Origin of the sequence: Kitasatospora sp. NPDC004723, assembly GCF_040609255.1 — a bacterium.
Taxonomy (GTDB): Bacteria; Actinomycetota; Actinomycetes; order Streptomycetales; family Streptomycetaceae; genus Kitasatospora.
In genome coordinates this window covers 71,717-93,689 of the sequence record NZ_JBEXJT010000033.1, presented here as the reverse complement: position 1 = coordinate 93,689, position 21,973 = coordinate 71,717, and the positions used below count along the sequence as shown (strand labels likewise).

The 21,973-nt window shown below is 74.0% G+C and carries 20 protein-coding genes and 1 tRNA gene; 8 read left to right on the top strand and 13 right to left on the bottom strand.

Annotation, left to right across the window (positions count from 1 at the left end; all coding sequences use genetic code 11):
- Positions 1-98 precede the first annotated feature (98 nt).
- Positions 99-299, bottom strand: a complete 201-nt coding sequence (locus tag ABZW10_RS26865) for a DUF6011 domain-containing protein (RefSeq protein ID WP_355370366.1) — start codon at positions 297-299, stop codon at positions 99-101.
- 66 nt (positions 300-365) lie between these two features.
- Positions 366-701 (bottom strand): helix-turn-helix domain-containing protein, encoded by a 336-nt coding sequence (locus ABZW10_RS26860; RefSeq protein ID WP_355370378.1) that lies wholly within the window; start codon positions 699-701, stop codon positions 366-368.
- 206 nt (positions 702-907) lie between these two features.
- On the opposite strand from ABZW10_RS26860, the gene ABZW10_RS26855 reads away from it, so the two are divergent.
- A complete protein-coding gene (locus tag ABZW10_RS26855) occupies positions 908-1,759 on the top strand; it encodes an SDR family oxidoreductase (RefSeq protein WP_355370363.1) in 852 nt (283 codons plus the stop codon).
- Between the two features lie 146 nt (positions 1,760-1,905).
- Positions 1,906-2,886 carry an EamA family transporter RarD gene (gene rarD / locus ABZW10_RS26850; RefSeq protein WP_355370360.1) on the top strand — a complete coding sequence of 327 codons (981 nt, stop codon included), beginning with the start codon at positions 1,906-1,908 and terminating at the stop codon, positions 2,884-2,886.
- Here the strand turns inward: rarD and ABZW10_RS26845 are convergent.
- The 3 genes from ABZW10_RS26845 to ABZW10_RS26835 are packed head-to-tail and all read right to left on the bottom strand — an operon-like array spanning position 2,876 to position 6,070.
- On the bottom strand, positions 2,876-3,760 hold the full coding sequence (locus ABZW10_RS26845) for an ABC transporter permease (RefSeq protein WP_355370357.1): 885 nt from the start codon (positions 3,758-3,760) through the stop codon (positions 2,876-2,878). The two genes, rarD and ABZW10_RS26845, sit on opposite strands and share 11 nt — an antisense overlap.
- Entirely contained in the window at positions 3,747-4,730 is a 984-nt protein-coding gene (locus tag ABZW10_RS26840; RefSeq protein WP_355370355.1) for an ABC transporter ATP-binding protein, read from the bottom strand. The genes ABZW10_RS26845 and ABZW10_RS26840 overlap by 14 nt, the downstream gene beginning before the upstream one ends.
- A gap of 56 nt (positions 4,731-4,786) precedes the next feature.
- The gene (locus ABZW10_RS26835; protein WP_355370352.1) at positions 4,787-6,070 is read right to left on the bottom strand and encodes a DUF2092 domain-containing protein; all 1,284 of its coding nucleotides are present in this window, start codon (positions 6,068-6,070) and stop codon (positions 4,787-4,789) included.
- A gap of 188 nt (positions 6,071-6,258) precedes the next feature.
- On the opposite strand from ABZW10_RS26835, the gene ABZW10_RS26830 reads away from it, so the two are divergent.
- Both ABZW10_RS26830 and ABZW10_RS26825 read left to right on the top strand, forming a co-directional pair.
- Positions 6,259-8,868, top strand: coding sequence for a bifunctional FO biosynthesis protein CofGH (locus ABZW10_RS26830; protein WP_355370350.1), 2,610 nt, complete (start codon positions 6,259-6,261; stop codon positions 8,866-8,868).
- Between the two features lie 186 nt (positions 8,869-9,054).
- A complete protein-coding gene (locus tag ABZW10_RS26825) occupies positions 9,055-10,170 on the top strand; it encodes an ADP-ribosylglycohydrolase family protein (protein ID WP_355370348.1) in 1,116 nt (371 codons plus the stop codon).
- Between the two features lie 154 nt (positions 10,171-10,324).
- On the opposite strand, the gene ABZW10_RS26820 is transcribed toward ABZW10_RS26825, so the two are convergent.
- The 3 genes from ABZW10_RS26820 to ABZW10_RS26810 form a co-directional block, all read right to left on the bottom strand.
- Positions 10,325-10,534, bottom strand: coding sequence for a DUF397 domain-containing protein (locus tag ABZW10_RS26820; RefSeq protein WP_355370345.1), 210 nt, complete (start codon positions 10,532-10,534; stop codon positions 10,325-10,327).
- Entirely contained in the window at positions 10,531-11,394 is an 864-nt protein-coding gene (locus ABZW10_RS26815) for a helix-turn-helix transcriptional regulator (RefSeq protein WP_355370342.1), read from the bottom strand. The genes ABZW10_RS26820 and ABZW10_RS26815 overlap by 4 nt, the downstream gene beginning before the upstream one ends.
- 676 nt (positions 11,395-12,070) lie before the next feature.
- Positions 12,071-12,826 (bottom strand): GPP34 family phosphoprotein, encoded by a 756-nt coding sequence (locus ABZW10_RS26810; protein WP_355370339.1) that lies wholly within the window; start codon positions 12,824-12,826, stop codon positions 12,071-12,073.
- A gap of 300 nt (positions 12,827-13,126) precedes the next feature.
- On the opposite strand from ABZW10_RS26810, the gene ABZW10_RS26805 reads away from it, so the two are divergent.
- The gene (locus ABZW10_RS26805) at positions 13,127-15,430 is read left to right on the top strand and encodes a D-alanyl-D-alanine carboxypeptidase (RefSeq protein WP_355370336.1); all 2,304 of its coding nucleotides are present in this window, start codon (positions 13,127-13,129) and stop codon (positions 15,428-15,430) included.
- A 36-nt stretch (positions 15,431-15,466) separates the two neighbouring features.
- Here ABZW10_RS26805 and ABZW10_RS26800 read toward each other — a convergent pair whose 3' ends face one another.
- Positions 15,467-16,435 (bottom strand): YhjD/YihY/BrkB family envelope integrity protein, encoded by a 969-nt coding sequence (locus ABZW10_RS26800; RefSeq protein ID WP_355370334.1) that lies wholly within the window; start codon positions 16,433-16,435, stop codon positions 15,467-15,469.
- Between the two features lie 86 nt (positions 16,436-16,521).
- Positions 16,522-18,021, bottom strand: coding sequence for a glycosyltransferase family 39 protein (locus tag ABZW10_RS26795; protein WP_355370331.1), 1,500 nt, complete (start codon positions 18,019-18,021; stop codon positions 16,522-16,524).
- A 271-nt stretch (positions 18,022-18,292) separates the two neighbouring features.
- Here ABZW10_RS26795 and ABZW10_RS26790 point away from each other — a divergent pair.
- Positions 18,293-18,365, top strand: a tRNA-Arg gene (locus tag ABZW10_RS26790).
- An 87-nt stretch (positions 18,366-18,452) separates the two neighbouring features.
- Here the strand turns inward: ABZW10_RS26790 and ABZW10_RS26785 are convergent.
- A complete protein-coding gene (locus ABZW10_RS26785) occupies positions 18,453-19,304 on the bottom strand; it encodes a phosphatase PAP2 family protein (RefSeq protein ID WP_355370329.1) in 852 nt (283 codons plus the stop codon).
- A 393-nt stretch (positions 19,305-19,697) separates the two neighbouring features.
- Here ABZW10_RS26785 and ABZW10_RS26780 point away from each other — a divergent pair, with 393 nt between their 5' ends.
- Together ABZW10_RS26780 and ABZW10_RS26775 are read left to right on the top strand one after the other, a co-directional pair.
- Complete coding sequence (locus tag ABZW10_RS26780) at positions 19,698-20,669, top strand: sigma-70 family RNA polymerase sigma factor (protein WP_350553867.1); 972 nt, start codon at positions 19,698-19,700, stop codon at positions 20,667-20,669.
- A gap of 178 nt (positions 20,670-20,847) precedes the next feature.
- Positions 20,848-21,078, top strand: a complete 231-nt coding sequence (locus tag ABZW10_RS26775) for a hypothetical protein (RefSeq protein WP_355370326.1) — start codon at positions 20,848-20,850, stop codon at positions 21,076-21,078.
- A gap of 20 nt (positions 21,079-21,098) precedes the next feature.
- Here ABZW10_RS26775 and mscL read toward each other — a convergent pair whose 3' ends face one another.
- Positions 21,099-21,518 carry a large conductance mechanosensitive channel protein MscL gene (mscL, locus tag ABZW10_RS26770; RefSeq protein WP_355370375.1) on the bottom strand — a complete coding sequence of 140 codons (420 nt, stop codon included), beginning with the start codon at positions 21,516-21,518 and terminating at the stop codon, positions 21,099-21,101.
- Positions 21,519-21,547: 29 nt separating this feature from the next.
- Positions 21,548-21,847 carry a hypothetical protein gene (locus tag ABZW10_RS26765; protein WP_355370323.1) on the bottom strand — a complete coding sequence of 100 codons (300 nt, stop codon included), beginning with the start codon at positions 21,845-21,847 and terminating at the stop codon, positions 21,548-21,550.
- Positions 21,848-21,973 lie beyond the last annotated feature (126 nt).

Here is a 21,973-nt window from a genome sequence, read left to right as displayed (position 1 = left end):
GCCCCTCAAACGCGCCCAACACCACAACTGGCCACCACCACAACCGGCAACAGTCACGATCACCCAGCGAGACACAACTTAAGTCACCGGCATTGCGTCTAGCCCAGCCCCGGCAGCGGATCCTGGTCGACCTCGTGGCGGGGGACGCGCTCGGCCGGGTCACGGCACTCCGGGCCGAGGCGGAGGATGCGCGACTCCGGGTCGTGCAGGGGGCGGTGGCAGCGGCGGCAGGTCACCCGGGGGCGGACGGCCTCGGGGGTGGCGGTGCCCGGCAGCGGGTCGGGGTCGGCGGTGGTCATGGTGCCGACCGTACCCGTGGGCCCGGCACGGCCGCCGGGCCGAGGACAGGAGGGGGACGGGCCGGTCTAGCGCCCCCGGGCGTCGTACTCGTCGCGGGCGGCCAGCACGGCCGGGACGCGTTCCTCGGTCCAGTGCGCCAGCTCGGCGACCAGCCGCGAGGCCTCCCGGCCGAGCGGGGTCAGGCTGTAGTCGACCCGGGGCGGGATGACCGGGTGGGCCTCGCGCAGGACGAAGCCGTCGCGCTCCAGCGTCTGCAGCGTCTGGGCGAGCATCTTCTCGCTCACCCCGGTGATCCGGCGGCGCAGCTCGCTGAACCGGTAGCCGCGCTCGTGCAGCGCGCCGAGCACCAGCACGCCCCAGCGGCTGGTGACGTGTTCCAGGACGCCCCGGGACGGGCACATCCGGTCGAAGACGTCGGGCGGGGGCAGCGAGCCGGCCGGGGCGCCGGGGCCGCCGGCCGAGGGCAGCTGGGCCGCGGTGTTCATTACCTGCATATCAGTACCCTACTTCGAAGTGCGTACTTACGAAAGGTTAGTGCCGTCCCTAAGGTGAGTTCCGAAGCCGGAAGTCCAACGGACAGCCACCTCAGGGATCAGGGAGCAGCACCATGTACGTCGTCACCGGAGCCACCGGACAGCTCGGCCGCCTCGTCGTCGAGGGGCTGCTGGCCAAGGTCCCCGCGAGTGAGGTGGCGGTGGTCGTCCGCTCCGCGGAGAAGGCCGCCGACCTCGCCGAGCGCGGCGTGACCGTGCGGGTGGCCGACTACGACCGCCCGGAGAGCCTGGCGGGCGCCTTCGCCGCGGGCGACCGGGTGCTGTTCATCTCGGGCAGCGAGATCGGCAGCCGGATGCCGCAGCACGCCGCCGTGGTCGAGGCGGCGCGCGCCGCCGGGGTCGCGCTGCTCGCCTACACGAGTGCGCCGGGTGTGGCCACCTTCAAGCTGGCCGACGAGCACAAGGCCACCGAGGCCCTCATCCGCGAGTCCGGGCTGCCCTTCGCCCTGCTGCGCAACGGTTGGTACACCGAGAACTACCTGGGCGACGCGGCTGGCACGGTCGAGCGCGGCGCGGTGGTCGGCAGCGCCGGCGAGGACGGCCGGATCGCCACCGCCCCGCGCCGTGACTACGCCGACGCGGCGGTGGCCGTGCTCATCGGCGAGGGCCACGAGAACGCGGTGTACGAGCTGAGCGGCGACGCCGCCTGGAGCCTGCCGGAGCTGGCCGCCGAGCTGGCCCTCGCCTCGGGCAAGCCGGTCGTGTTCCACCCGGTGACGCCGGAGGAGCACCTGCGGATCCTGGTCGGCGCCGGCCTGCCGGAGGGCTTCGCGGGGATCCTGGTCGACGTCGACGCCGGTATCGCGCGCGGTGAGCTGGCCGGCACCCCGGGCGACCTGGCCCGGCTGATCGGCCGCCCGACCGTCCCGCTGGCGCAGAGCGTGCGGACCGCCCTGGGCGCCTGAGCCCCGGTCCGGCACCCCGTCGTGACATCGCCCGCGGCACCAGCCGCGGGCGATGTCATGACCAAAAACCGAATACGGAGATGACAGGCCCGGCCGTGCCCGCTACCGTCGGCTCGACACTCGCGCGTGCGGAGGGCGGACGGGCCATGCCAGAGACAACCCAGCACGAGGCCGGACGCGGCCTCTGGTACGGCTTCGCGGCCTACGGCATGTGGGGCCTGTTCCCGCTCTTCTGGCCGTTGCTGGAGCCCGGTGCCGCCGACGACATCCTGGCCAACCGGATGGTCTGGTCGCTGGTCGCGGTCGTCCTGCTGCTGATCGTCCAGCGCCACTGGGGCTGGATCCGCCCGCTGCTGCGCCAGCCCCGCCGGCTCGCCATGCTGGGCGCCGCCGCCACCGTGATCTCGGTCAACTGGGGCGTCTACATCTGGGGCGTCAACGCCGGGCACGTGGTGGAGACCAGCCTCGGCTACTTCATCAACCCGCTGGTCACCATCGCCTTCGGCGTGCTGGTGCTCAAGGAGCGGCTGCGCACCGCCCAGTGGGCGGCGGTGGGCATCGGCGTCCTCGCGGTGGCGGTGCTGACCATCGGCTACGGACGGCTGCCGTGGATCGCACTGACCCTGGCGTTCTCCTTCGCCACCTACGGGCTGCTGAAGAAGACGGTCGGACTGAGCGGGCTGGAGAGCCTGGCCGCCGAGACCGCCTTCCTGTTCCCCTTCGCCCTCGGCTACCTGGTCTACCTGCAGGTCTCCGGCCGCGGCACCTTCGGGCACACCGTGCCCGGCGAGTACGGCTGGGGGCACACCGGGCTGCTGGTGCTCAGCGGCGTGATCACCGCCGTCCCGCTGCTCCTCTTCGGCGCCGCCGCCGTCCGGGTGCCGCTGAGCGTGCTCGGCCTGCTGCAGTACCTGGCGCCGGTGTTCCAGTTCCTGATCGGCATCGCGGTCTTCCACGAGTCGATGCCGCCCGCCCGCTGGGCCGGCTTCGCCCTGGTGTGGGTGGCGCTCGCGCTGCTCACCTGGGACGCGCTGCGGCGGGTCCGGGCCGACCGGGCGGCCGTCCGGGCCCGGACGGCCGCCGCTTCGAGCACCGCTCCCGTCGACGCGGTGCCGGTCAGGCGGTGATGTCCCGCGCGGTGAACCGGGACCACGCCGCCGAGCCGAACACCGCCACGTAGGCGGCCTGCAGCCCGAGGTTCTTCAGCACCCCGTCCCAGTACATCGGCTCCCGCAGCAGGTCGCCGAAGGTGAGCCAGTGGTGGGTGAAGAGGAACGGCTGGATCGCGTGCAGCTGCGGGAAGGCGTCCAGGATCTGCACCGTGACCACCAGGCCGACGGTGGCCGCCATCGCCGCGATGCCGCTGCCGGTGAGCGTCGAGACGAACAGGCCGATCGCGACCAGCCCGGCCAGCGAGGCGGCCACCACGGCGGCCACCAGCACCGCCCGCAGCAGCGCCGCGCCCAGGCCGATGGTCTCGCCGGAGATCAGCGTGACGTCGCCGACCGGGAACAGCACCGTCCCGGCGATCACCGCCGAGAGCGCGACGGTCACCGTCGCCGCCAGGCAGAACGCCAGCCCGGCGGTGAACTTGGCGGCCAGCAGCCTGGTCCGCCCGGCCGGCGCCACCAGCAGGTAGCGCAGGGTGCCGGTGGCCGCCTCGCCCGCCACCGAGTCCCCGGCGACCACGCCGACCGTCATCGGCAGGAAGACCGGCAGCGCCACCGCCAGCGCGGTGAACACCAGGAACAGGCCGTTCTGGGTGACCTGGGCGATGAACGCCGGGCCCTCGCCGCCGCGCGCCCCGTCCGTGTTGATCTTGACCACCACGCCGATCAGCACCGGCAGCACCGCCAGGATCCCGAGCAGCACGATCGTCCGCATCCGGCGGAAGGTCAGCAGCAGCTCGTTGCGGAACAGCGCCAGGAACCCGGCCGCCGTCTGCGACCGCCGCCCGGGCGCCACGGCCGCGAGGGCCGGCACCGCCTCAGCCCGCGACATCGAAGCCCTCCCCGGTCAGCGCCACGAAGGCGTCCTCCAATGTGCCCCGCTCCACGCCGAAGCCGTGCACCCGGACGTCCGCCGCGACCAGTGCCGCGACCAGCCCGGGCAGCGCGTCCTCGGCCAGCGAGGCGACGTCGCCGTCCACCCGGCCCTCGCCGATCCGGACCTCGGTGACCTTGTGGGCGAGCAGCACCTCACCGGCCCGGTGGGTGTCCGGGGTCCGCACCACCAGCCGGCCGCGGGCCCGGGCGGCCAGCTCGGCGACGGTGCCCTGCACCACCAGCCGGCCGCGCGACATCACCGCGGCATGGGTGCAGACCTGCTCGATCTCGTCCAGCAGGTGCGAGGAGAGGAAGACCGTGGTGCCCTCGGCCGCGACCTCCCGGATCAGCGCCCGGATCTCCCGCATGCCCTGCGGGTCCAGGCCGTTGGTGGGCTCGTCCAGGACGAGCAGCTCGCGCGGCTGGAGCAGCGCCGAGGCCAGGCCCAGCCGCTGCTTCATGCCCAGCGAGTAGGCCCGGGCCTTCTTGCCGGCCGCGGCGGCCAGGCCGACCCGGTCCAGCGCCTCGGCGACCCGGAGCTTCCGGGTGCGCGGGTCGGACGTCGGATCGGCGGCGTCGAACCGGGCCAGGTTGTCCCGGCCGGAGAGGAAGCCGTACAGCGCCGGCCCCTCGATCAGGGCGCCGACCCGGGGCAGCACCGAGGCCACCGACTGCGGCATCGGCTCGCCGAGCACCGTCGCCACCCCGGCGCTGGGGGCGATGAGGCCCATCAGCATCCGGATCGTGGTGGTCTTGCCGGAGCCGTTGGGACCGAGGAAGCCGAAGACCGAACCCCGGGGGACGCTCAGGTCCAGCCCGTCCACGGCGAGCTGGCCGCCGCGGAAGCGCTTGGTCAGACCCCTGGTCCTGATCACGTCGTCGGAGGGGCGGGAGGGCGAAGCGGCACCGGGGGCCGGGCGCGACACCGCGCCCGGCCCCCCGGCCGGCTCCGTAACGTCCCCCGTTACGGGAGCCTGGGTCACTACTTCACCCCGGCCGCACTCTGCAGCACCGACGGGGTGACCGCGCCCGCGAAGACCCGTCCGTCGTCGGTGACCAGGACGTTGAGCACCTTGGTGCTGATCAGCGAGCCGCCGGCGACCGGCTTGCCCAGCGCCTTGACCAGCGCCAGCGGGTTCTGGGTGGTGCCCGCGCCGGCGCCCGGGCGTCCGCCCGGACCGTGCCCGCCCTTGCCGCGCGGACCCTTGCCCTCGGCCGGGACGAACACGTCGCCGCTGGGCAGCTTCGCGGACAGCACGGCCGTCCAGCCCTCGCCGATCACGTTCAGGCCCTCGGCGGCGGCCTTGGCCTCCTCCGGGGCCGCCTCGGTGCGCGGCGCGTCGGACGCCTTCTGCTCCGTCACCTTGGCGCCCTTGGGCAGGGTGAACTCGAAGGTCTTCGCGTCCGGCCGGGCGAACGAGACCTGGGTGAAGTGCACGTCCAGCACCGTGCCGCCGTCCGTGCCCTTGACCACGACCGACAGCGGCACCCCGTTGTCGGCGGCCACCGCGATCCGCACCTCGCCGATCGTCGAGCCGGACCCGGTGGGCTTCACGCTCAGCCGGTAGGCCTTCTGCCCGGCCACGGTCGCGGTGCCGTCCACGGTGACGGCGGTGGTCTGTGCGCTCGCGGTCAGGAACTGCCGGGCCGCCTCCTGCGGGGTGGTCGGCACGCCGGTCAGCGGCGCCTTGCCCCGGTGGCCGTCCGCCGCGTCCCGCCCGGTCCCGGTCAGGTGCACGGCCTCGTTGGTGCTGCTGTCCCAGGCCCAGGCCTGGTCGCCGTTGCGGATCAGCTCGTAGCCGGAGAGCTGCTCCAGCAGGCCGATCCGCTGCCGGTCCGGCCCGTCCACCGCGACCCGCAGCGTGTGGTCACCGCCGAGCAGGCCGGTGAGCTTCGCGGTGGGCGCGGCGCCCGACGGCTTGTCCCCGCCGCGCTCCCCGCCACCGGCCGCCGCGAGCCCGCCGCCCGCCGCGCCCAGCAGCTGGCTCGGCACACCGAGGTCGGTCGAGACCGACACCGTGCCGGAGAGCGTCTGCGCCTCCGAGCCGAGCACCTTCGCCACCACCTGCTCCGCCGTCAGCGCGGGCAGCTCCGGCGGCGAGGAGTCCGCCAGCGCCGGCACCAGTCCCACCCCGGCGGCGATCGCGGCCGTGATCGCCAGCGGCACGGCCACCCGCACCAGGGTGCGCCGGCGCGACCGGTAGGGAGCCGTGCCCTGCCATTCGTCCGCCGGGCCGCCGCCCGCGGTCGCCCTGTCGTCCGTCATCCGTCCAACCCCTCCGTCGGTCAACGACTTTCCCTGGATACCCATTAGACGGTCCCGGGGCGCTCGCGTCATCGCCCTGCAGGGTTGGTTCCGGGTCGACCTCGCGGCGCACCCGACCCTGAGGGGGACTCAGGGTCGAGTCCTCCGAACGCACGAGGAACGTACGTGAACTGGCGTAGGGTCGCGGCATGGACGCAACCAACAGCCCGACCGCGAATGCGATGCGGCGCGCCCTGCGCCGGGCCCGGGACGGCGTCGCGCTGGACGCGACCGAGGCGGCGGTACTGCTCCGGGCCAGAGGCGATGACCTGCGCGACCTCTGTGCGAGCGCCGCCCGGGTCCGCGACGCCGGCCTCGACGCGGCCGGCCGGCCCGGCGTCATCACCTACTCCAAGAGCGTGTTCATCCCGCTCACCCGGCTCTGCCGGGACAAGTGCCACTACTGCACCTTCGTCACCGTCCCCGGCAAACTGCGCCGGGAGGGACACGGAATGTTCATGTCCCCGGACGAGGTGCTGGAGGTCGCCCGCCGGGGCGCGGAACTCGGCTGCAAGGAAGCGCTCATCACGCTCGGGGACAAGCCCGAGGACCGCTGGCCGGAGGCCCGCGAGTGGCTGGACGCGCACGGCTACGACGACACCATCGCGTACGTGCGCGCCATGTCGATCCGCATCCTGGAGGAGACCGGGCTGCTCCCGCACCTCAACCCCGGGGTACTGAGCTGGACCGACTTCCAGCGGCTCAAGCCGGTCTCCGCCTCGATGGGCATGATGCTGGAGACCACCGCCACCCGGCTGTGGAGCGAGCCCGGCGGCCCGCACTTCGGCTCGCCCGACAAGGAGCCGGCCGTCCGGCTGCGGGTGCTGGAGGACGCCGGCCGCAGCTCGGTGCCGTTCACCAGCGGCCTGCTGATCGGCATCGGCGAGACCTACGAGGAGCGCGCCGAGTCGCTGTTCGCGCTGCGCCGGGTCTCCCGGGCCTACCACGGCGTGCAGGAGCTGATCCTGCAGAACTTCCGCGCCAAGCCGGACACCGCGATGCGCGGCATGCCGGACGCGGAGCTGGACGAGCTGGTCGCCACCGTCGCGGTGGCCCGGCACATCATGGGCCCGTCGGCCTGCCTGCAGGCGCCGCCGAACCTGGTGGACGGCGAGTACGAGCGGCTGATCGCGGCCGGCATCGACGACTGGGGCGGCGTCTCCCCGCTGACCCCCGACCACGTCAACCCCGAGCGCCCCTGGCCGCAGATCGACAGGCTGGCGGAGCGCTCGGCCGCGGCCGGCTTCGAGCTGCGCGAGCGCCTCGCCGTCTACCCCGAGTACGTCCTGCGCGGCGAGCCCTGGCTGGACCCGCGGGTGCTGCCGCACGTCCGGGCGCTGGCCGACCCGCGGACCGGGCTGGCCCGGCCCGACGCGGTGGTCACCGGGCACCCCTGGCAGGAGCCCGAGGACCTGCCGGACTCGTACGGGCGCACCGACCTGCACAGCGCCATCGACACCGAGGGCCGGACCGGCGACCGGCGGGCCGACTTCGAGGACGTCTACGGCGACTGGGAGGTGCTGCGCGAGCAGGCCGCCGCCTCGGCCGCCTCGGCACCGGGCGGTCCCGGCGGCTCGGCCGGGGCGCCGGAGCGGCTGGACGCCGAGGTCCGGGCCGCCCTCGCGGTGGCCGCGGACGACCCGGTCCGGCTGACCGACGAGCAGGCGCTGGCGCTGTTCCAGGCGGACGGCCCGGCACTGGACGCGCTCTGCCGGATCGCCGACGCGGTGCGCCGCGACGCGGTCGGCGACGAGGTCACCTACTGCGTCACCCGGAACATCAACTTCACCAACGTCTGCTACACCGGCTGCCGGTTCTGCGCCTTCGCCCAGCGCCGCACCGACGCGGACGCCTACAGCCTCTCGCTGGAGCAGGTCGCCGACCGGGCCGCGCAGGCCTGGGAGGTCGGCGCCACCGAGGTCTGCATGCAGGGCGGCATCCACCCCGACCTGCCCGGTACCGCCTACTTCGACATCGCGCGCGCGGTGAAGGAGCGGGTGCCCGGCATCCATGTGCACGCCTTCTCGCCGATGGAGGTGGTCAACGGCGCCACCCGGACCGGGCTGTCGATCCGGGACTGGCTGCAGCGGGCCCAGGAGGCCGGGCTGGACACCATCCCGGGCACCGCCGCCGAGATTCTCGACGACGAGGTCCGCTGGGTGCTCACCAAGGGCAAGCTGCCGGCCGCGACCTGGGTGGAGGTCGTCACCACCGCGCACGAGCTGGGCATCCGCTCCTCGTCCACGATGATGTACGGCCACGTGGACACCCCGAAGCACTGGGTCGGCCACCTGCGGCTGCTGGCGGAGATCCAGCAGCGCACCGGTGGCTTCACCGAGTTCGTGACGCTGCCGTTCATCCACACCAACGCCCCGGTCTACCTGGCCGGGATCGCCCGGCCGGGCCCGACCGCGCGGGACAACCGGGCGGTGGTCGCGATGGCCCGGCTGCTGCTCCACCCGCACATCCGCAACATCCAGACCAGCTGGGTGAAGCTGGGTGCCGAGGGGGCCGCCGAGATGCTCCGCTCGGGCGCCAACGACCTGGGCGGCACGCTGATGGAGGAGACCATCTCGCGGATGGCCGGGTCGGCGTACGGGAGCTACAAGTCGGTCCGGGAGCTGCGGGCGATCGCCGAGGCGGCCGGGCGTCCGCACCGGCAGCGCACCACCACCTACGGCGAGGTGCCGGCCGAGCGGCTGGCCGCCGCGCTGGCCTCGGACGGGCACCTGCCGGAGCTGCTGCCGCTGGTGGACTGAGCCGTCACCACCCGGAAGGGCGCGTTCCAACCCGGGGAGCCCGTCGGCCGGCCGAACATCCGGTGGCGATCCGGTGGAGCGGGAACCCTGCCGTCCCGTTCGGGCATTCGAATACAGTGCGAGGGCGCGCGACCGGCCGTGCGTCGCGCGACCCCGCCCGAACCCGGACGAAAGGCGCCCGTCGTGATGCCACTGTGGTCCCGCGCCCAGCAGCAGGACTTCCGCAGCCGGGTGCGGGGGTGCCTGCTGGGCGGGGCGGTCGGGGACGCCCTCGGCGCGGGCGTCGAGTTCGAGTCGCTGGAGAAGATCCGGGCCGCGCACGGGCCGCTCGGCGTCACGGGGTACGTCCCGGCGTACGGGCGGCTCGGCGCGGTCACCGACGACACCCAGATGGTGCTGTTCACCCTGGACGGGCTGATCCGCGCGCACATCCGCCGGGACACCGGCAGCTGGCACCCGCCCACCGACGTCCACCGCGCCTACCTGCGCTGGGCCGCCACCCAGCGGGACTGGGGCCCGGACGAGCGGCGCGCCGACCTCGGCTGGCTGGGCCGCGAGGAGTGGCTGTACGCGCAGCGGGCGCCGGGCCAGGCCTGCCTGTCCGGCCTCTCCGGTCCGGAGGCCGAGCGGCTGGGCACCCTGGAGGTGCCGAAGAACCCGCACTCCAAGGGCTGCGGCACGGTGATGCGGGCGGCGCCGTTCGGGCTGCTGACCACCTGGGAGCCGGGCCTGGTGTTCCAGCTGGCGGTGGAGTGCTCGGTGCTGACCCACGGCCACCCCACCGGCTACCTCTCGGCCGGCGCGCTGGCGGTGATCGTCCAGACCGCGGCCCGCGGCGGCACCCTGGAGGAAGGGGTGCACCTGGCGCTCGCGCTGCTCTCCGAGCGGTCGGCGCACGAGGAGACCACGGCGGCGCTGCGGGCGGCGCTGGACGCGGTGCGGGCGGGGGAGCCGTCCGCCGAGCGGGTCGAGGCGCTGGGGGAGGGCTGGGTCGCCGAGGAGGCGCTGGCGATCGGGGTGTACTGCGCGCTGGTCGCGCACGACGTCCGGTCCGGGCTGCTGCTGGCGGTGAACCACTCCGGGGACAGCGACTCCACGGGGGCGATCTGCGGCAACCTGCTCGGGGTGCTGCACGGTGACACGGCGCTGCCGCCGGGCCTGGTGGCGGGGCTGGAGGGGCGCGGGGCGCTGCTGGAGCTGGCGGACGACTTCGTCCTGGAGCTGATGCACGGGCCCGAGCTGCACAGCGCGGACACCCCGGAGGGCGCGGCCTGGGCCGCCCGTTACCCGGTGCTCGGCTGAGTCCTTCCCGCTGGCGGAGGGGACGTTCTCGGCGGGGGACTCTTTGACGAGGTCATGCCTGCCGGACGCGAAGATGCCCGTAGCGGTGTCCGCCGCCCGGGGAGGGCGGTGGACACCGCTACGGGCACCTGGCCGAGAAGCGGTACGGAGCGGATCAGAACCCGCCGAACACCCCGGCGCCCGCGTCGACGGCGAACGCGTTCCAGGCTTCGGCGGAGAACCGCAGTTGAGGACCCTGTGGGTCCTTGGAGTCACGGACCGCCACCAGGTCGGTGGCCGGTACGCGGATCTCCACACAGGCGCCGTTGCCGCCGCTGTGACTGCTCTTGCGCCAGCTCGTCCCGTTCTCGAAGGTGGTGCTCATCCGTGGTATCCCTCTTCAATGTCGGCTATCAGTGTCCGGGTCTCGGCCACCCCGAGCGCGGCCGCCCGCAGGTGGTCGTAGAGACTGGTATAGCGGCGCACGTCGGCCTCCTTCTCCAGGTAGAGATCGCTCGTCACCCCTTCGAAGTAGACAACTGTGGAATCGGCTGACTCGGGGAACTCCAGCAGGGAGAATGTCCCGGTCATACCGGGGTGGGCGCCGTGCGAGAACGGGATGACCTGGATGGTGATGTTGGGGCGCTGACTCAGCTCCAGCATGTGCTTCAGCTGGTGGGCCATCACCTCCTTGCTGCCGACCTCCCGGCGCAGCACCGCCTCGTCTATCACGGTCCACAGGCTGCCCAGCTGGTTCTCGCCGTTGACCCGGTCCTGGCGCTTCATCCGGACCTGGACCCGGCGCTGGACGGCGAGCGCGTCGGTGTCCGGCTGGGTGCCCTCGACCACGGCCTGCGCGTACTGCTCGGTCTGCAGCAGGCCGGGCACGAAGGAGGACTCGTAGGCGCGGATCGAGGAGGCCTCGGCCTCCAGGCCGATGTACACGCTGTAGGGCGTGGGCATGTCGTTGAAGTCGTGCCACCAGCCGCGCTGCCGGGACTCCCGGGCCATCTCCATCAGGCTGGCCCGCATCGCGTCGTCGGTGACGTCGTAGACGTCGCAGAGGTCACGGACGTCCCGCTGGCTGATGCTGCGGCGGCCGTTCTCCAGGCGGCTGATCTTCGACTGGGAGACCATCAGCCGGCCGGCCACCTCCTCGGCGGTCATCCCGGCCTGGTCCCGGAGCTTGCGCAGTTCCGCGCCGAGGCGCCGGCGGCGCACCGTGGGATTGATGTTCGCGGACACGTCGGCCTCCGGTCGGACCTCTGGTGATCGTTGGAACGGAAGTCCTCGGAACACGGTGGAAATCTGGATCAACCCCCTGACGGTGAGCAGCATGTCACCCCGGATCAGGTCGGCGCCGGGAAATGACCGGAGCGCAGTAGAACAGATCATCGGAAAAGCGCTTCGGCGAGACAAGGGGTATCCCCGAGTGATAGGGGCGCCGGGGTCCGGTCCGGTGGTGCTGCGACGGCGTGACGGGCGTGGTGCGGGTGCGGCCCCTGGGGCGCGCAGGTGCTGGTGGCACGTGCGGGGGCGGTATGCGGCCGGGGGTCCGGGTCGGGTCCGGGGCGGGTCCGGATGGGGTCCGGATGGGGTCCGGACCGGCCGGGGGGACGCCGGAGGGGCGGTCGCCCGGCGACTTCCGTCGCGGGCGACCGCCCCTTCTCGGTGCGGGTGCTGCTGGTTGCTCATCGCCGCCGTAGGGCGTGAGCGGTGCGGTGTGCGCTGCTCCGCGCGCCGGTCGATGGCCGGCGCGCCAGGTGGTGCGGCGGGGGTGCGTCCGGCTCCGGGTACGGCCCCGGGGGTCCGGCGGCCGGCCCCGGCGCCGCGGGGCACCGTCGCACCGCGCGGTCCCGTGGGGCCGTGCGATCCGGTCGGTTCCGCGGCCACGGAGGCATCGCGGAGGCGCGCGGAGGCGTCAGCGGACCCCGACGCGGGACGCCGCGACCCGTCCGCCGCCGCTGCCGCGTCCGGCCGCCGGGCGCTGGCCGGCCCGGCCGCCCGAGCCCGCCGCGGCCGGTCCGGCCTGGGCGGAACGGTTCTGCTGGCCCGGCAGGCCGTTCTGCACGTCCATCACGGCGTGCGCGACCATCCCGCCCAGCGGGTCGTAGCGGATCAGATCGCGCAGCCGGGATCGCGAGGAACGGCCCTCGTTGCCCGGGTAGAGGTGCTTGCCCAGCCCGACCGAGTGCGCCAGCGCGGCGAGCGCCGCCGTCCGTGGGTCCGGCGGCACGCCGGTGCGGATCGCGGTGTCCAGCCGTTGCTTGATCGCGGCGTTGGTGCAGTCGTCCGACGCCTGGTAGCGCGTCGTCGGCAGCACCCCGCACACCTGACCGGGCACGGCGGTGACCATGCCGCACCGCTCCAGGTGCGCCAGATAGGTCTGCCGCAGCCCCAGTCGGGGCCCGCCGATCCAGTGCGCCGCGCGGACCGGGCTGCCGCGTCGTCGCAGCAGTTCCAGCGCGTGGTCGAGTGTCGGGTCGCCGGTCGGCCGTGGCAGCACCACGGCGATCCGGTCGCCCTCCGGAATGATCCGTCCGGCCAGGGACAGCTCGACGAGCTGGGCCCCGGCGAGTCCGAGGTCGAGGGTCTGCGGCTGCGCAGTGGTGCCCGTGGTCGGGTCCAAAGCGAGCAGCAAGAGTTCCTCGGGAACAGTTCTGCGGCTCTTGCCCATCCAAGCCTCCCCGCGTGGATGGGAAACAGCGTGACGCCTCTCACACGGGCTTGTCGAGTACGCCTCCGAATCGTGACCTTGCGATCGAGCGGGGGAACCGGCCGTGGCGGGCCCGGCGTCTGACCGTTGAACAGGCCGGAGCGCGGCCGTGCCGCGGCAATAAGCGCCGGTCGGGCGGGGTGTGGGCGGCCGGATTCGGGCGCCGGTGGCGGAGACTGTACAGGTACACGGGGCGGGGTGCCGGCTTCCCGAAATACGGGCTTGCCGGTGCCCCGCCGGGCGTTGAGGAGGCTGGGTTACGTGGGCGAGTCCCCCGACAGGGTGCTGCGGGACGGCGAGCGGGTGCGGGAGCGGGAGGGCGAACGGGCCGGCGAACGGGCCGGTTCCGACGCGGTGGCCGAGGAGACGGCCGCGACGGCGGCGGGCCCGGCGGCGGGGGAGCCCGAGCAGCCGGAAGCGTCCGCCGAGGCCGCCGACGCCCCCACCCCCGCCGCCGGCTCCTCCGCAGACGCCGACGCGGACTCGGACTCGGACGGTGACCGGGAGGCCGACCCGGCCGAGGCCGACAAGGCGGCGCCGGCGGTCCGGCCGGGCCCCACGGTGCAGCTGCGCGTCCGGGATGCGGACATCCGGACGACCTCCCTGCGACTGCCCGCCGACCAGGCCACCACGTCCCTGCGGCTGCCCGCCGACGACAGGACCACCGCACTGCGCCTGCCCGATGAGCTGCGCGAGCCCGCCGGTGCCACGGCGAGCGGCACTGCCGAGCCAGCCGGTGCGGCCGGGGCCGATGCGCCGGAACGCCCGGCCGGCACCGACCCCCGTCTCGCCATGCGGACCGGTCCGGCGGGCGGTCGGGAGGGCCGTCCGGCCGCCGAGGCCGAAGCCGCCGTCGACGACGCGTCCGATGCCTCCGATGCCTCCGACGTCGACACCGAGACCTCCGGGACCTCCGGGACGGAGACCGAGCCGGCCGCGCGCGCCGAGAAGTTCGAGAAGCGGGAGAACGCCGAACGGACCCGCGTCCTGCGCCTCCCCGCCGTCGCGGCCGCTTCCGCGGCCGTCGCCGACGCGGACACCGTCCCGGCACCGCCCGCTCCGGGCCCGCTGCCGGAGCCGGCCCCCGTCCCGGAGCCGGTTCCCGAGCCGCAGCCGGAGCCGAAGCCGCTGCCCGAACCCGAGCCGGTCCCCGGCCCGGAGCCGCTGCCCGCCCCCGCGCCGAAGCCGAAGCCGGAGCCCGCCCCGGCCCCGCAGCCGCTGCCCGTGCCCGACCCGCTGCCGACCCCCGAGCCGCTGCCGGCGCCCGCGCCGGAGCCGCAGCCCTTCCCGGAATCCACCTCCGAGGCGATGGAGGTGCTGGCCGCGCTCAACGGCCGGCCGGTCTCGCCGCTGCGCCGCGCGCTCAAGCGGATCACCATCTGGACGCTCTTCCTCGCCGTCGTCCTCGGCGCCGTGGTCACCGGCCAACTGCTGCGCCCGCTGCCGGCCGGCAAGGTGCGGATGACCGCCGCCGACGGCTTCGGCTTCCCCGGCGCCCCGCTCGACCTGGCCTGGCCCGCCAAGGGGCAGTCGGCCGCCGAGGTGGTCGGCATCGGCAGCCTGGGCAGCTCCGGCCCGGAGACGCCGGCCTCGATCGCCAGCGTCACCAAGGTCATGAACGCCTACCTCGTCCTCCAGGCACACCCGCTGAAGAAGGGCGAGGCCGGGCCGAAGATCACCGTCGACAAGCAGGCCGCCCAGGAGTCCGGCAACGTCGACGAGTCCCGGGTCACCCTGACCGAGGGCCAGCAGATCAGCCAGTACCAGGCGCTGGAGCTGCTGATGCTGCCCTCCGCCAACAACGTCGCCCGGCTGCTGGCCCGCTGGGACGCCGGGTCGGAGGAGGCGTTCGTCAAGAAGATGAACGACGCCGCCGCCAGGCTCGGCATGGCCAACACCACCTACACCGACCCGGCGGGCTTCAACCCGGAGACCAAGAGCACCGCCAAGGACCAGCTGAAGCTGGCCGGACAGGTGATGCAGGACGAGATCTTCCGGCAGATCGTCTCCACCCCGGACACCACCTTCAACAACCAGAAGATCTCCAACACCAACACCCTGATCTCCCCGAAGAACGGCATCATCGGCGTCAAGACCGGCTCCAGCACCCCGGCCGGCGGCTGTCTGATGTGGGCCGCCTACAAGGAGATCGCCGGCGTGCGGCGGCTGATCCTCGGCGTCACCCTGGGCCAGCCGGCGACCACCGCCGAGCCGAGCATCCTCAAGGTGGTGCAGACCGTCAGCGCCAAGCAGATCCAGGCCGCGCAGGACGGGCTCACCGGGCAGACCCTGGCCAAGCAGGGCGACGTGGTCGGCCGGATCGAGGACGGCCTCGGCGGCTCCGTCCCGGTGGTCGCCGCCCAGGACCTCACGGTGGCCGGCTTCCCCGGCGTCACCGGCACCCTGGTGCTGGACCCGCTGAAGGTCGGCCACCAGGCGGCGGCCGGCACCAAGGTCGGCGTGCTGCGCGCGGGCGAGGGCGACAGCCGGGTGGAGGTGCCGGTCGTGCTCCGCTCCGACCTCGCCCCGCCGTCCATCGTCTCCCGGCTGACCCGAGCGCTGTGAGGCGCGCCCGCTGAACCGCTCCGGGCGGCCCGCGCCTCAGAAGCGCGGGCCGCCCCACTGCCCCGGTGCGGTGCGCGAGCCCAGCAGCCGGGCGACCGCCTCCTCCTCGGCCACCACCCGGCCCAGCGCGATGGCCAGGGTCAGTCCGGTGAACACCACGATCAGCCAGGACAGGCCGGTGAACACCACGCCGAACGGGCCGAACTTGCCGATGCTGCGGTTCATCGCGGCCGGCAGGTAGACCCGCGAGGCCACCCCGATCCCCACCACCCCCACGCCGCAGAGCAACGCGCCCGGCAGGAGGGGCAGCCAGCGCACCCGGGCGCCCAGCAGCAGGTGCTGGGTCCACCACCACAGCGCCGTCGCGAGCAGGAAGGTCAGCGGCACGCCCAGCCAGGCGCCCAGGCCGAAGCCGTCCTTCACCGGGGTCTGGAACGCCAGGCAGACCAGCCAGACCAGCAGCCAGGCCAGCCAGCGCCAGGCCGCCACCCTGGTCCCTGACCTGGGCAGCTCCCAGCAGCGTTCGCAGACCCGCTGCATCGCCCGGCTCAGTGCCGTCGCCGACAGCAGGGTCACCAGCGCGCCGACCATCCCGAAGCCGGTCTCCTGCTCGTGCCCGCTCCCGAGCATCTGCTGCACCGAGTGCGCCGCCTGGCCCTGCAGGCCCAGTTCCTTGCGGAGCGAGTGCACCACGCCGTTGCGGATCGCCGTCGGGGCGAAGACCGCGACCACGAACAGGGCGGGCAGCGCGCTCAGGAACGCCTGGGCGGCCAGCCGGGTCGCGGAGTCCAGCAGGTTGACCCGGAGCAGCTGGTGCAGCGCCCGGCCGACCATCGGGACCTGGTCGGGCAGCCCGCGGGCGGATCCGGCCAGGGCCGCCGACCGGTGCCGCCACCGGGCGGTCCGCCGCTCGTCGTGCGCGGCGTGCTCGTCCCGGTCGTCCCGCTCGTCCCGGTCGTCGCCGCCGCCCGGGCCCGCCGGTTGCCCGTTCGGCTGCTCGCTCACCGCCGTCCTCCCGACCATGGTCGCCGTGCTCCATGGTCGCCCCGTCCCGGGCCCCGCGCACCCGGACCGCCGGAGCACACGGGGCTTCAGCTCCCGGTGCGGGTCCCGTCCAGCAGCGCCAGCGTCATCCCGCCCAGCGGCGTCACCTGCTGCGGCGTCCCGAACCGGGCGCGCAGCGCGTCCGCCTGGTCGGCGGGCACCGCGGCCAGCGGGTCCGCGGTGTTGCCCAGCACGACCAGCCAGGTGCGGCTGCCCGTGCCGGTGCACTCGGCGGGGTGCGGGCACGGCACCGGGAAGAGGTCCTCGGCCCGGACCGCCCCGGTCGCCTCGAACAGGGGGTACGGGCGGACATCGGCCGGCAGGTAGTAGGAGACACCCGGGCCGACCATCGACCAGGCCTGGTCGCCGAGCGGCACGGCCAGCCCGTCGCCCGGCCGGTAGCCGGCCGCGATCAGCCGGGCCACCTCCCGGTACGGCTCCTTCGACTGCGCGTGCGAGCCCGCGTAGCGCACCAGGGACTGCTTCGGCAGGGCCGTCACCCCGGCCACCGCCACCACGCCGACCGCGAGCAGCAGGCCGGCCGCCCGCACCTCCGGCGGGGTCCGGCCGGGCCGGGCCGCCGCGGTCACCGCCGCGTAGCCCGCGCCTATCCCGCAGCCGGCCAGCGCGGCCCAGGCGGGCACCGTGAACAGCAGGTACCGGTCGAGGAAGTACGAGGTCGGGCCGAACGAGAAGGCCCAGACCGCCAGCACCGGCAGCACCGCGAGCAGCAGCAGCCGCAGCGCCGGACCGCGCCGCCCGGGCAGCGCCAGGGCCAGCAGCGCCAGCACCAGGAAGACGTGGAAGACCCGGGCCGAGCCGAACAGCGGCTCGCCGAAGTGCCACAGCTGGTCCAGGGTCGGCCGGCCGAGCCAGCCCAGCTGGCGCTCGGACTGCCGGCGGCCCAGCAGCGCCACCGGCAGCACCGCCGCCACCAGGGCGGCGAGCACCAGCACGAGCCCCGCGAGCAGCCTCCGCCGCGCCGGTCCACGGGTCCGCCACAGGTACGGAGCGACCAGCGCGGCCTGACCGGCCAGGGCACTCAGCGAGACCAGGTGCGCCGCGCCGGCCACCGCCATCGCCAGGCCGTACGGCGCCCACCGGCCCAGTGTCGGCCGTTCCAGGGCGCGCAGCAGGAACCAGCTCGCCGCCGCGACGGCACAGGTCACCAGCGCGTACGAGCGGGCCTCCTGGGCGTACCGGGAGATCAGCGGGACCATCGCGAAGAGCAGCCCGGCGCAGACGCCCGCGACCCGGCCGCCGAACAGCCGCTCGGCGGTCAGCGCGGTGAACGCGGCCGCGCCCGCCATCGCCAGGACGGAGGGCAGCCGCAGCGAGATCTCGGAGTCGCCGAACAGTGTCGTCCAGCAGTGCAGCAGGACGTAGTAGGCGCCGTTGCTGGCGTCCACGTGCTGCAGCATCCGCAGCAGGTCGCCCAGCGTCCGGGTGGCCGAGACCCAGCTCGCCACCTCGTCCCGCCACAGTGCCGGCGTCCCCAGCCGGTAGGCGCCCACCGTCAGCATGACCAGCGCGGGGGCCAGCCACACGAACGGTCCGGCCGTCTTCCGTGCGAGACGGAGGACGGGGCCCCGGTTCCACCGGTCACCCGACGCCATCTGCCGCTCCCGTCCTCTTCCCCCGCCGGAGGGGCCCCGGACCCCGTCGGTCCGAGGGTCCGTTCCCCCAGGCTAACCGCGCCCCGATCGGCCGGGCGGACGGCCCCCGTCCCACCTGACCCACCGTCGGCCGCTCCGCCCGCCCGCTCCGTGCCGCCCACCCCCGCGCCCCCGATCCGCTAGGCTGTCTGCGGTCGTCCCCGCCTCAGTAGCTCAGGGGATAGAGCACGGCTCTCCTAAAGCCGGTGTCGCAGGTTCGAATCCTGCCTGGGGCACAGCGCCGGTCACGGCGGATGACGTGAATGCGGGCCCCCTCGGTTGCGATCGAGGGGGCCCGCGGCGTTTTCCGGGGTGAGGGGGTGTCAGCGCAGCAGGCCGTCCGGGTGGTCGGCGGTTTTCTCCGGGCTGGGCTCCGGCGTGGGATCCGGGGAAGGATCCGGGGTGCGGCCGGCGGGGGTCCGGGGCCGGTGGGTGGGGGAGACGAGCACGCGTTGGACGCGGGGGCGGGTGCGCCGGTTCACCCGGCGGAAGTCGCGGGCCAGCGCACCGGGGCGGGCGAGTTCGACGAGGACGGTGACGCTGCCGAGGACGATGCCGGCGGCCAGCCAGCCGCCCAGGACGTCGCTGGGCCAGTGGACGCCCAGGAAGACCCGGGAGGCGCCGATCCCCAGGACGGTCAGCGCGGCGATCGAGCAGGCGGTGATCCGCGCGGCCCGGCCCGCCCGGGGCCAGAGCAGGCCGACCAGGACGGCGCAGGCGATCGCCGAGGCCATCGCGTGACCGGAGGGGAGGGCCGGGCCGCCGGCGTGCGCGACCGGGTCGGAGAAGGTGGGGCGGTGGCGGCCGAGGGAGAGCTTCAGCACCCACTGGCCGCCCCAGCCGGCCAGGGTCTGGGCCGCGACCCAGCCGCCCAGCGTCCGGGCGCCGATCAGCCAGAGCCACAGGGCGGCCGCGCCGAGCACCGAGCGCATGGTGACCGTTCCGCCGATGTCGGAGAACAGCTGGACCGAGGCGGTCCACGCGGTGTGATCGGCCGCGAAGCGGTGCAGGCGGTCGACCGGTTCGCGGTCGAGCCGGGAGAGCGGGCTCCAGCCGGTCTGCACCAGGGCCGCCAGGACGGCGAACAGCGCGGCGCAGCAGACCGCGAGTGCCGCGTGCCGGAGCAGGTGGCGATCACGCGGGGTGATGGAAGGCGAGCTGTTGGTCAGGTGCATGGCTGACACCTTCCCAGCCGCCCACGCCGATCGTGCGCCGCGACGATAGCGATTTGGCATCTTTTGTGCGGAGGACCTGCGTGCGCCGGGGTGTGGGTGCGTCCCGCGCGGGAACGCGCTCGCGGCCCGCGGGGTTGTGGGGAGGGAGGGTGTGCGCGGGGGTGCGCCGAGGGGGCCGGAGGAACACATCCGGTTGCCGATCCGTCACCCTCGGTCCGCATCGCGGGTGAAATCGGGCAGGATACTGCATCGCCGGAAGAAGTCTGAGCGACTTGGGAATGTTGTCCGGATTCTGTTCGTTGGATCGTTACGTGTGAGGCCCTCGGGGCCCGCACATCTTGCCCTCTCCGGGCAGGCAGCCAGACCGCGGCAACACCAGCAAAGGGAGCAAGCATGGCCACCCGTGCCGTCGTTCGCGACAGGGCCGACCGGACTCGCGCGGCCCGCCCGACCAACCTTGAGGCCGACCGTGACCTGGTCGGCATGTACCTCGACGAGATCGCCAGGACGCCCCTGCTCGATGCCGCCGAGGAGGTCGAGCTCTCCCTGCGGATCGAGGCCGGCGTGTACGCCCAGCACCTGCTGGACGAGGGCGGGCTTCCCGAGGGTGTGCGGCGCGAGGAGCTGGAGGCGATAGCCGAGGACGCCGAGCGCGCCAAGGACGTCTTCATCCGGTCCAACCTCCGCCTCGTGGTCGCGGTGGCGCGGCGCTACCCGCGCAGCGGCCTGCCGCTGCTCGACCTGATCCAGGAGGGCAACGCGGGCCTGGTCCGCGCGGTGGAGAAGTTCGACTACGCCAAGGGCTTCAAGTTCTCCACCTACGCGACCTGGTGGATCCGTCAGGCGATCACCCGGTCGATCGCGGACCAGTCGCGCACCATCCGGCTGCCCGTCCACCTGGTCGAGGAACTCGGCCGGATCCGCCGGGTGCAGCGGGAGAAGTCGAAGGAGCTGGGCCGGGAGGCCGAGCCCGCCGAGATCGCGGCCGAGCTGGACACCACCGAGGCCCGGATCAAGGACGTGCTGGACTGGGCGAGGGACCCGGTCAGCCTGAACATGTCGGTGGACGACGAGGGCGAGACCCAGTTCGGCGACCTGGTCGAGGACACCGGGGCGACGTCCCCGGAGGACGCCGTGATGGTCATGCTCCGCCGTGAGGAGCTGGACGGCCTGATCGGACGGCTGGACGACCGGACGGCCTCGATCATCCGGTCGCGGTACGGCATGGAGGACGGCCGCGAGCGCACCCTGACCGAGGTGGGCAAGCAGCACGGGCTGACCCGTGAGCGGATCCGCCAGATCGAGAAGCACGCGCTGGCCGAGCTGAAGAAGATCGCCGACCACGCGGGCTTCGAGGCGGCGTGACGCGGGGGCGTGGGCCCCGGGCGTGTCCGGGGGGTGACGACGGCCGGCGGGCCCGGTGCGGAAGCGGTCCGCACCGGGCCCGCCGTCGTGCCGGTGGCGTTCTAGGCTGGTGACGGCGGGGCTGGTGAGGGCGGGCGGGAACGTCGGCGGGGGAGGATCGGGAGCTGTGGAGGCGAAGGTGGCGGAAGAGCAGGCGGTCGACGGGCAGGCGGCCGAGAGGAAGTCTGCCGAGAAGAAGCCGGCCGAGCGGGCGGCGGCGAAGGCCCGGCTGGTCTTCGGCGATCCGCTGGAGCGGCAGTCCCGGGACGACACCGACACGGGCTGGGGCGACCGCCCGGGAGCGGGGGAGAGCGGTGGGCGGGGACTGGACTGGTACCTGAGCCAGCGCCCGCCGCACCACGGCGACTGACGGCCCTGCCCCGCCGGGCCTCAGCCGGCCCGGGTGACCAGGGCGTCGCGGATCTCGGTGAGCAGTGCCACCTCCTTGACCTCGGCCTCGGTCTGGACCTCGGCCAGGGTCTTGCGCTTGGCGGTGAACCTGGTCATCGGCAGGATCAGGAAGAAGTAGACGACGGCCGCGGTGATCAGGAACTGGAGGGCCGCGCTCAGCACGCTGCCCCAGAGGATGAGGATCCCGGACGTGACCTCGCCGGTGTCGGACAGCTCGCAGGGTCCCTTGAGGCAGGAGCTGTAGGACGCGAGGTCCTTGGCTCCGAACGCGCCGACGATCGGGTTGATCACGCCCTTGACGAAGGCGTTGACGATGTTGGTGAACGCCGCGCCGATGACCACGGCGACGGCCAGTTCGACGACGTTTCCGCGCAGTAGGAATTCCTTGAAGCCTTTCATGCCGCGTGAACGACGGAGCCGTTCGACGGTCACGGGTGACTTTCTCCCCCCTCCGCCGGACAACCCGTTCGGCCCACCGGGGGCGGTGCTCCCGGTGCGGGCGGCCCCGCCAGGACCGGGCCGAGGGTGAGCACGGCCGCCGCCGCGAACAGCAGCACGGCCAGGACGGGGGCGCGGTAGCGCAGCAGCTGCCGCAGTCGGCAGCGCGGGCCCGCACGGCCCCCGATCGGCGGGAACGACGGCACCGGCTGCCGGGGCGGCACGCTCGGCGCGGGCAACGGCGGGATCGGCAGCGGACGGGGGGACAGGACGGGCGAACCAGTGCGCACGGGCACCTCCGGGGTCGGTTTCGGGTTCCGTTGACCGCCACTGTGGGCCGCCCGCGCCGCCGCCGGAAGCGGCTTTTCCCGGCCTGTGGAAAACCCGGGGCTGTGGACAAAAACCTTCACTCCGAC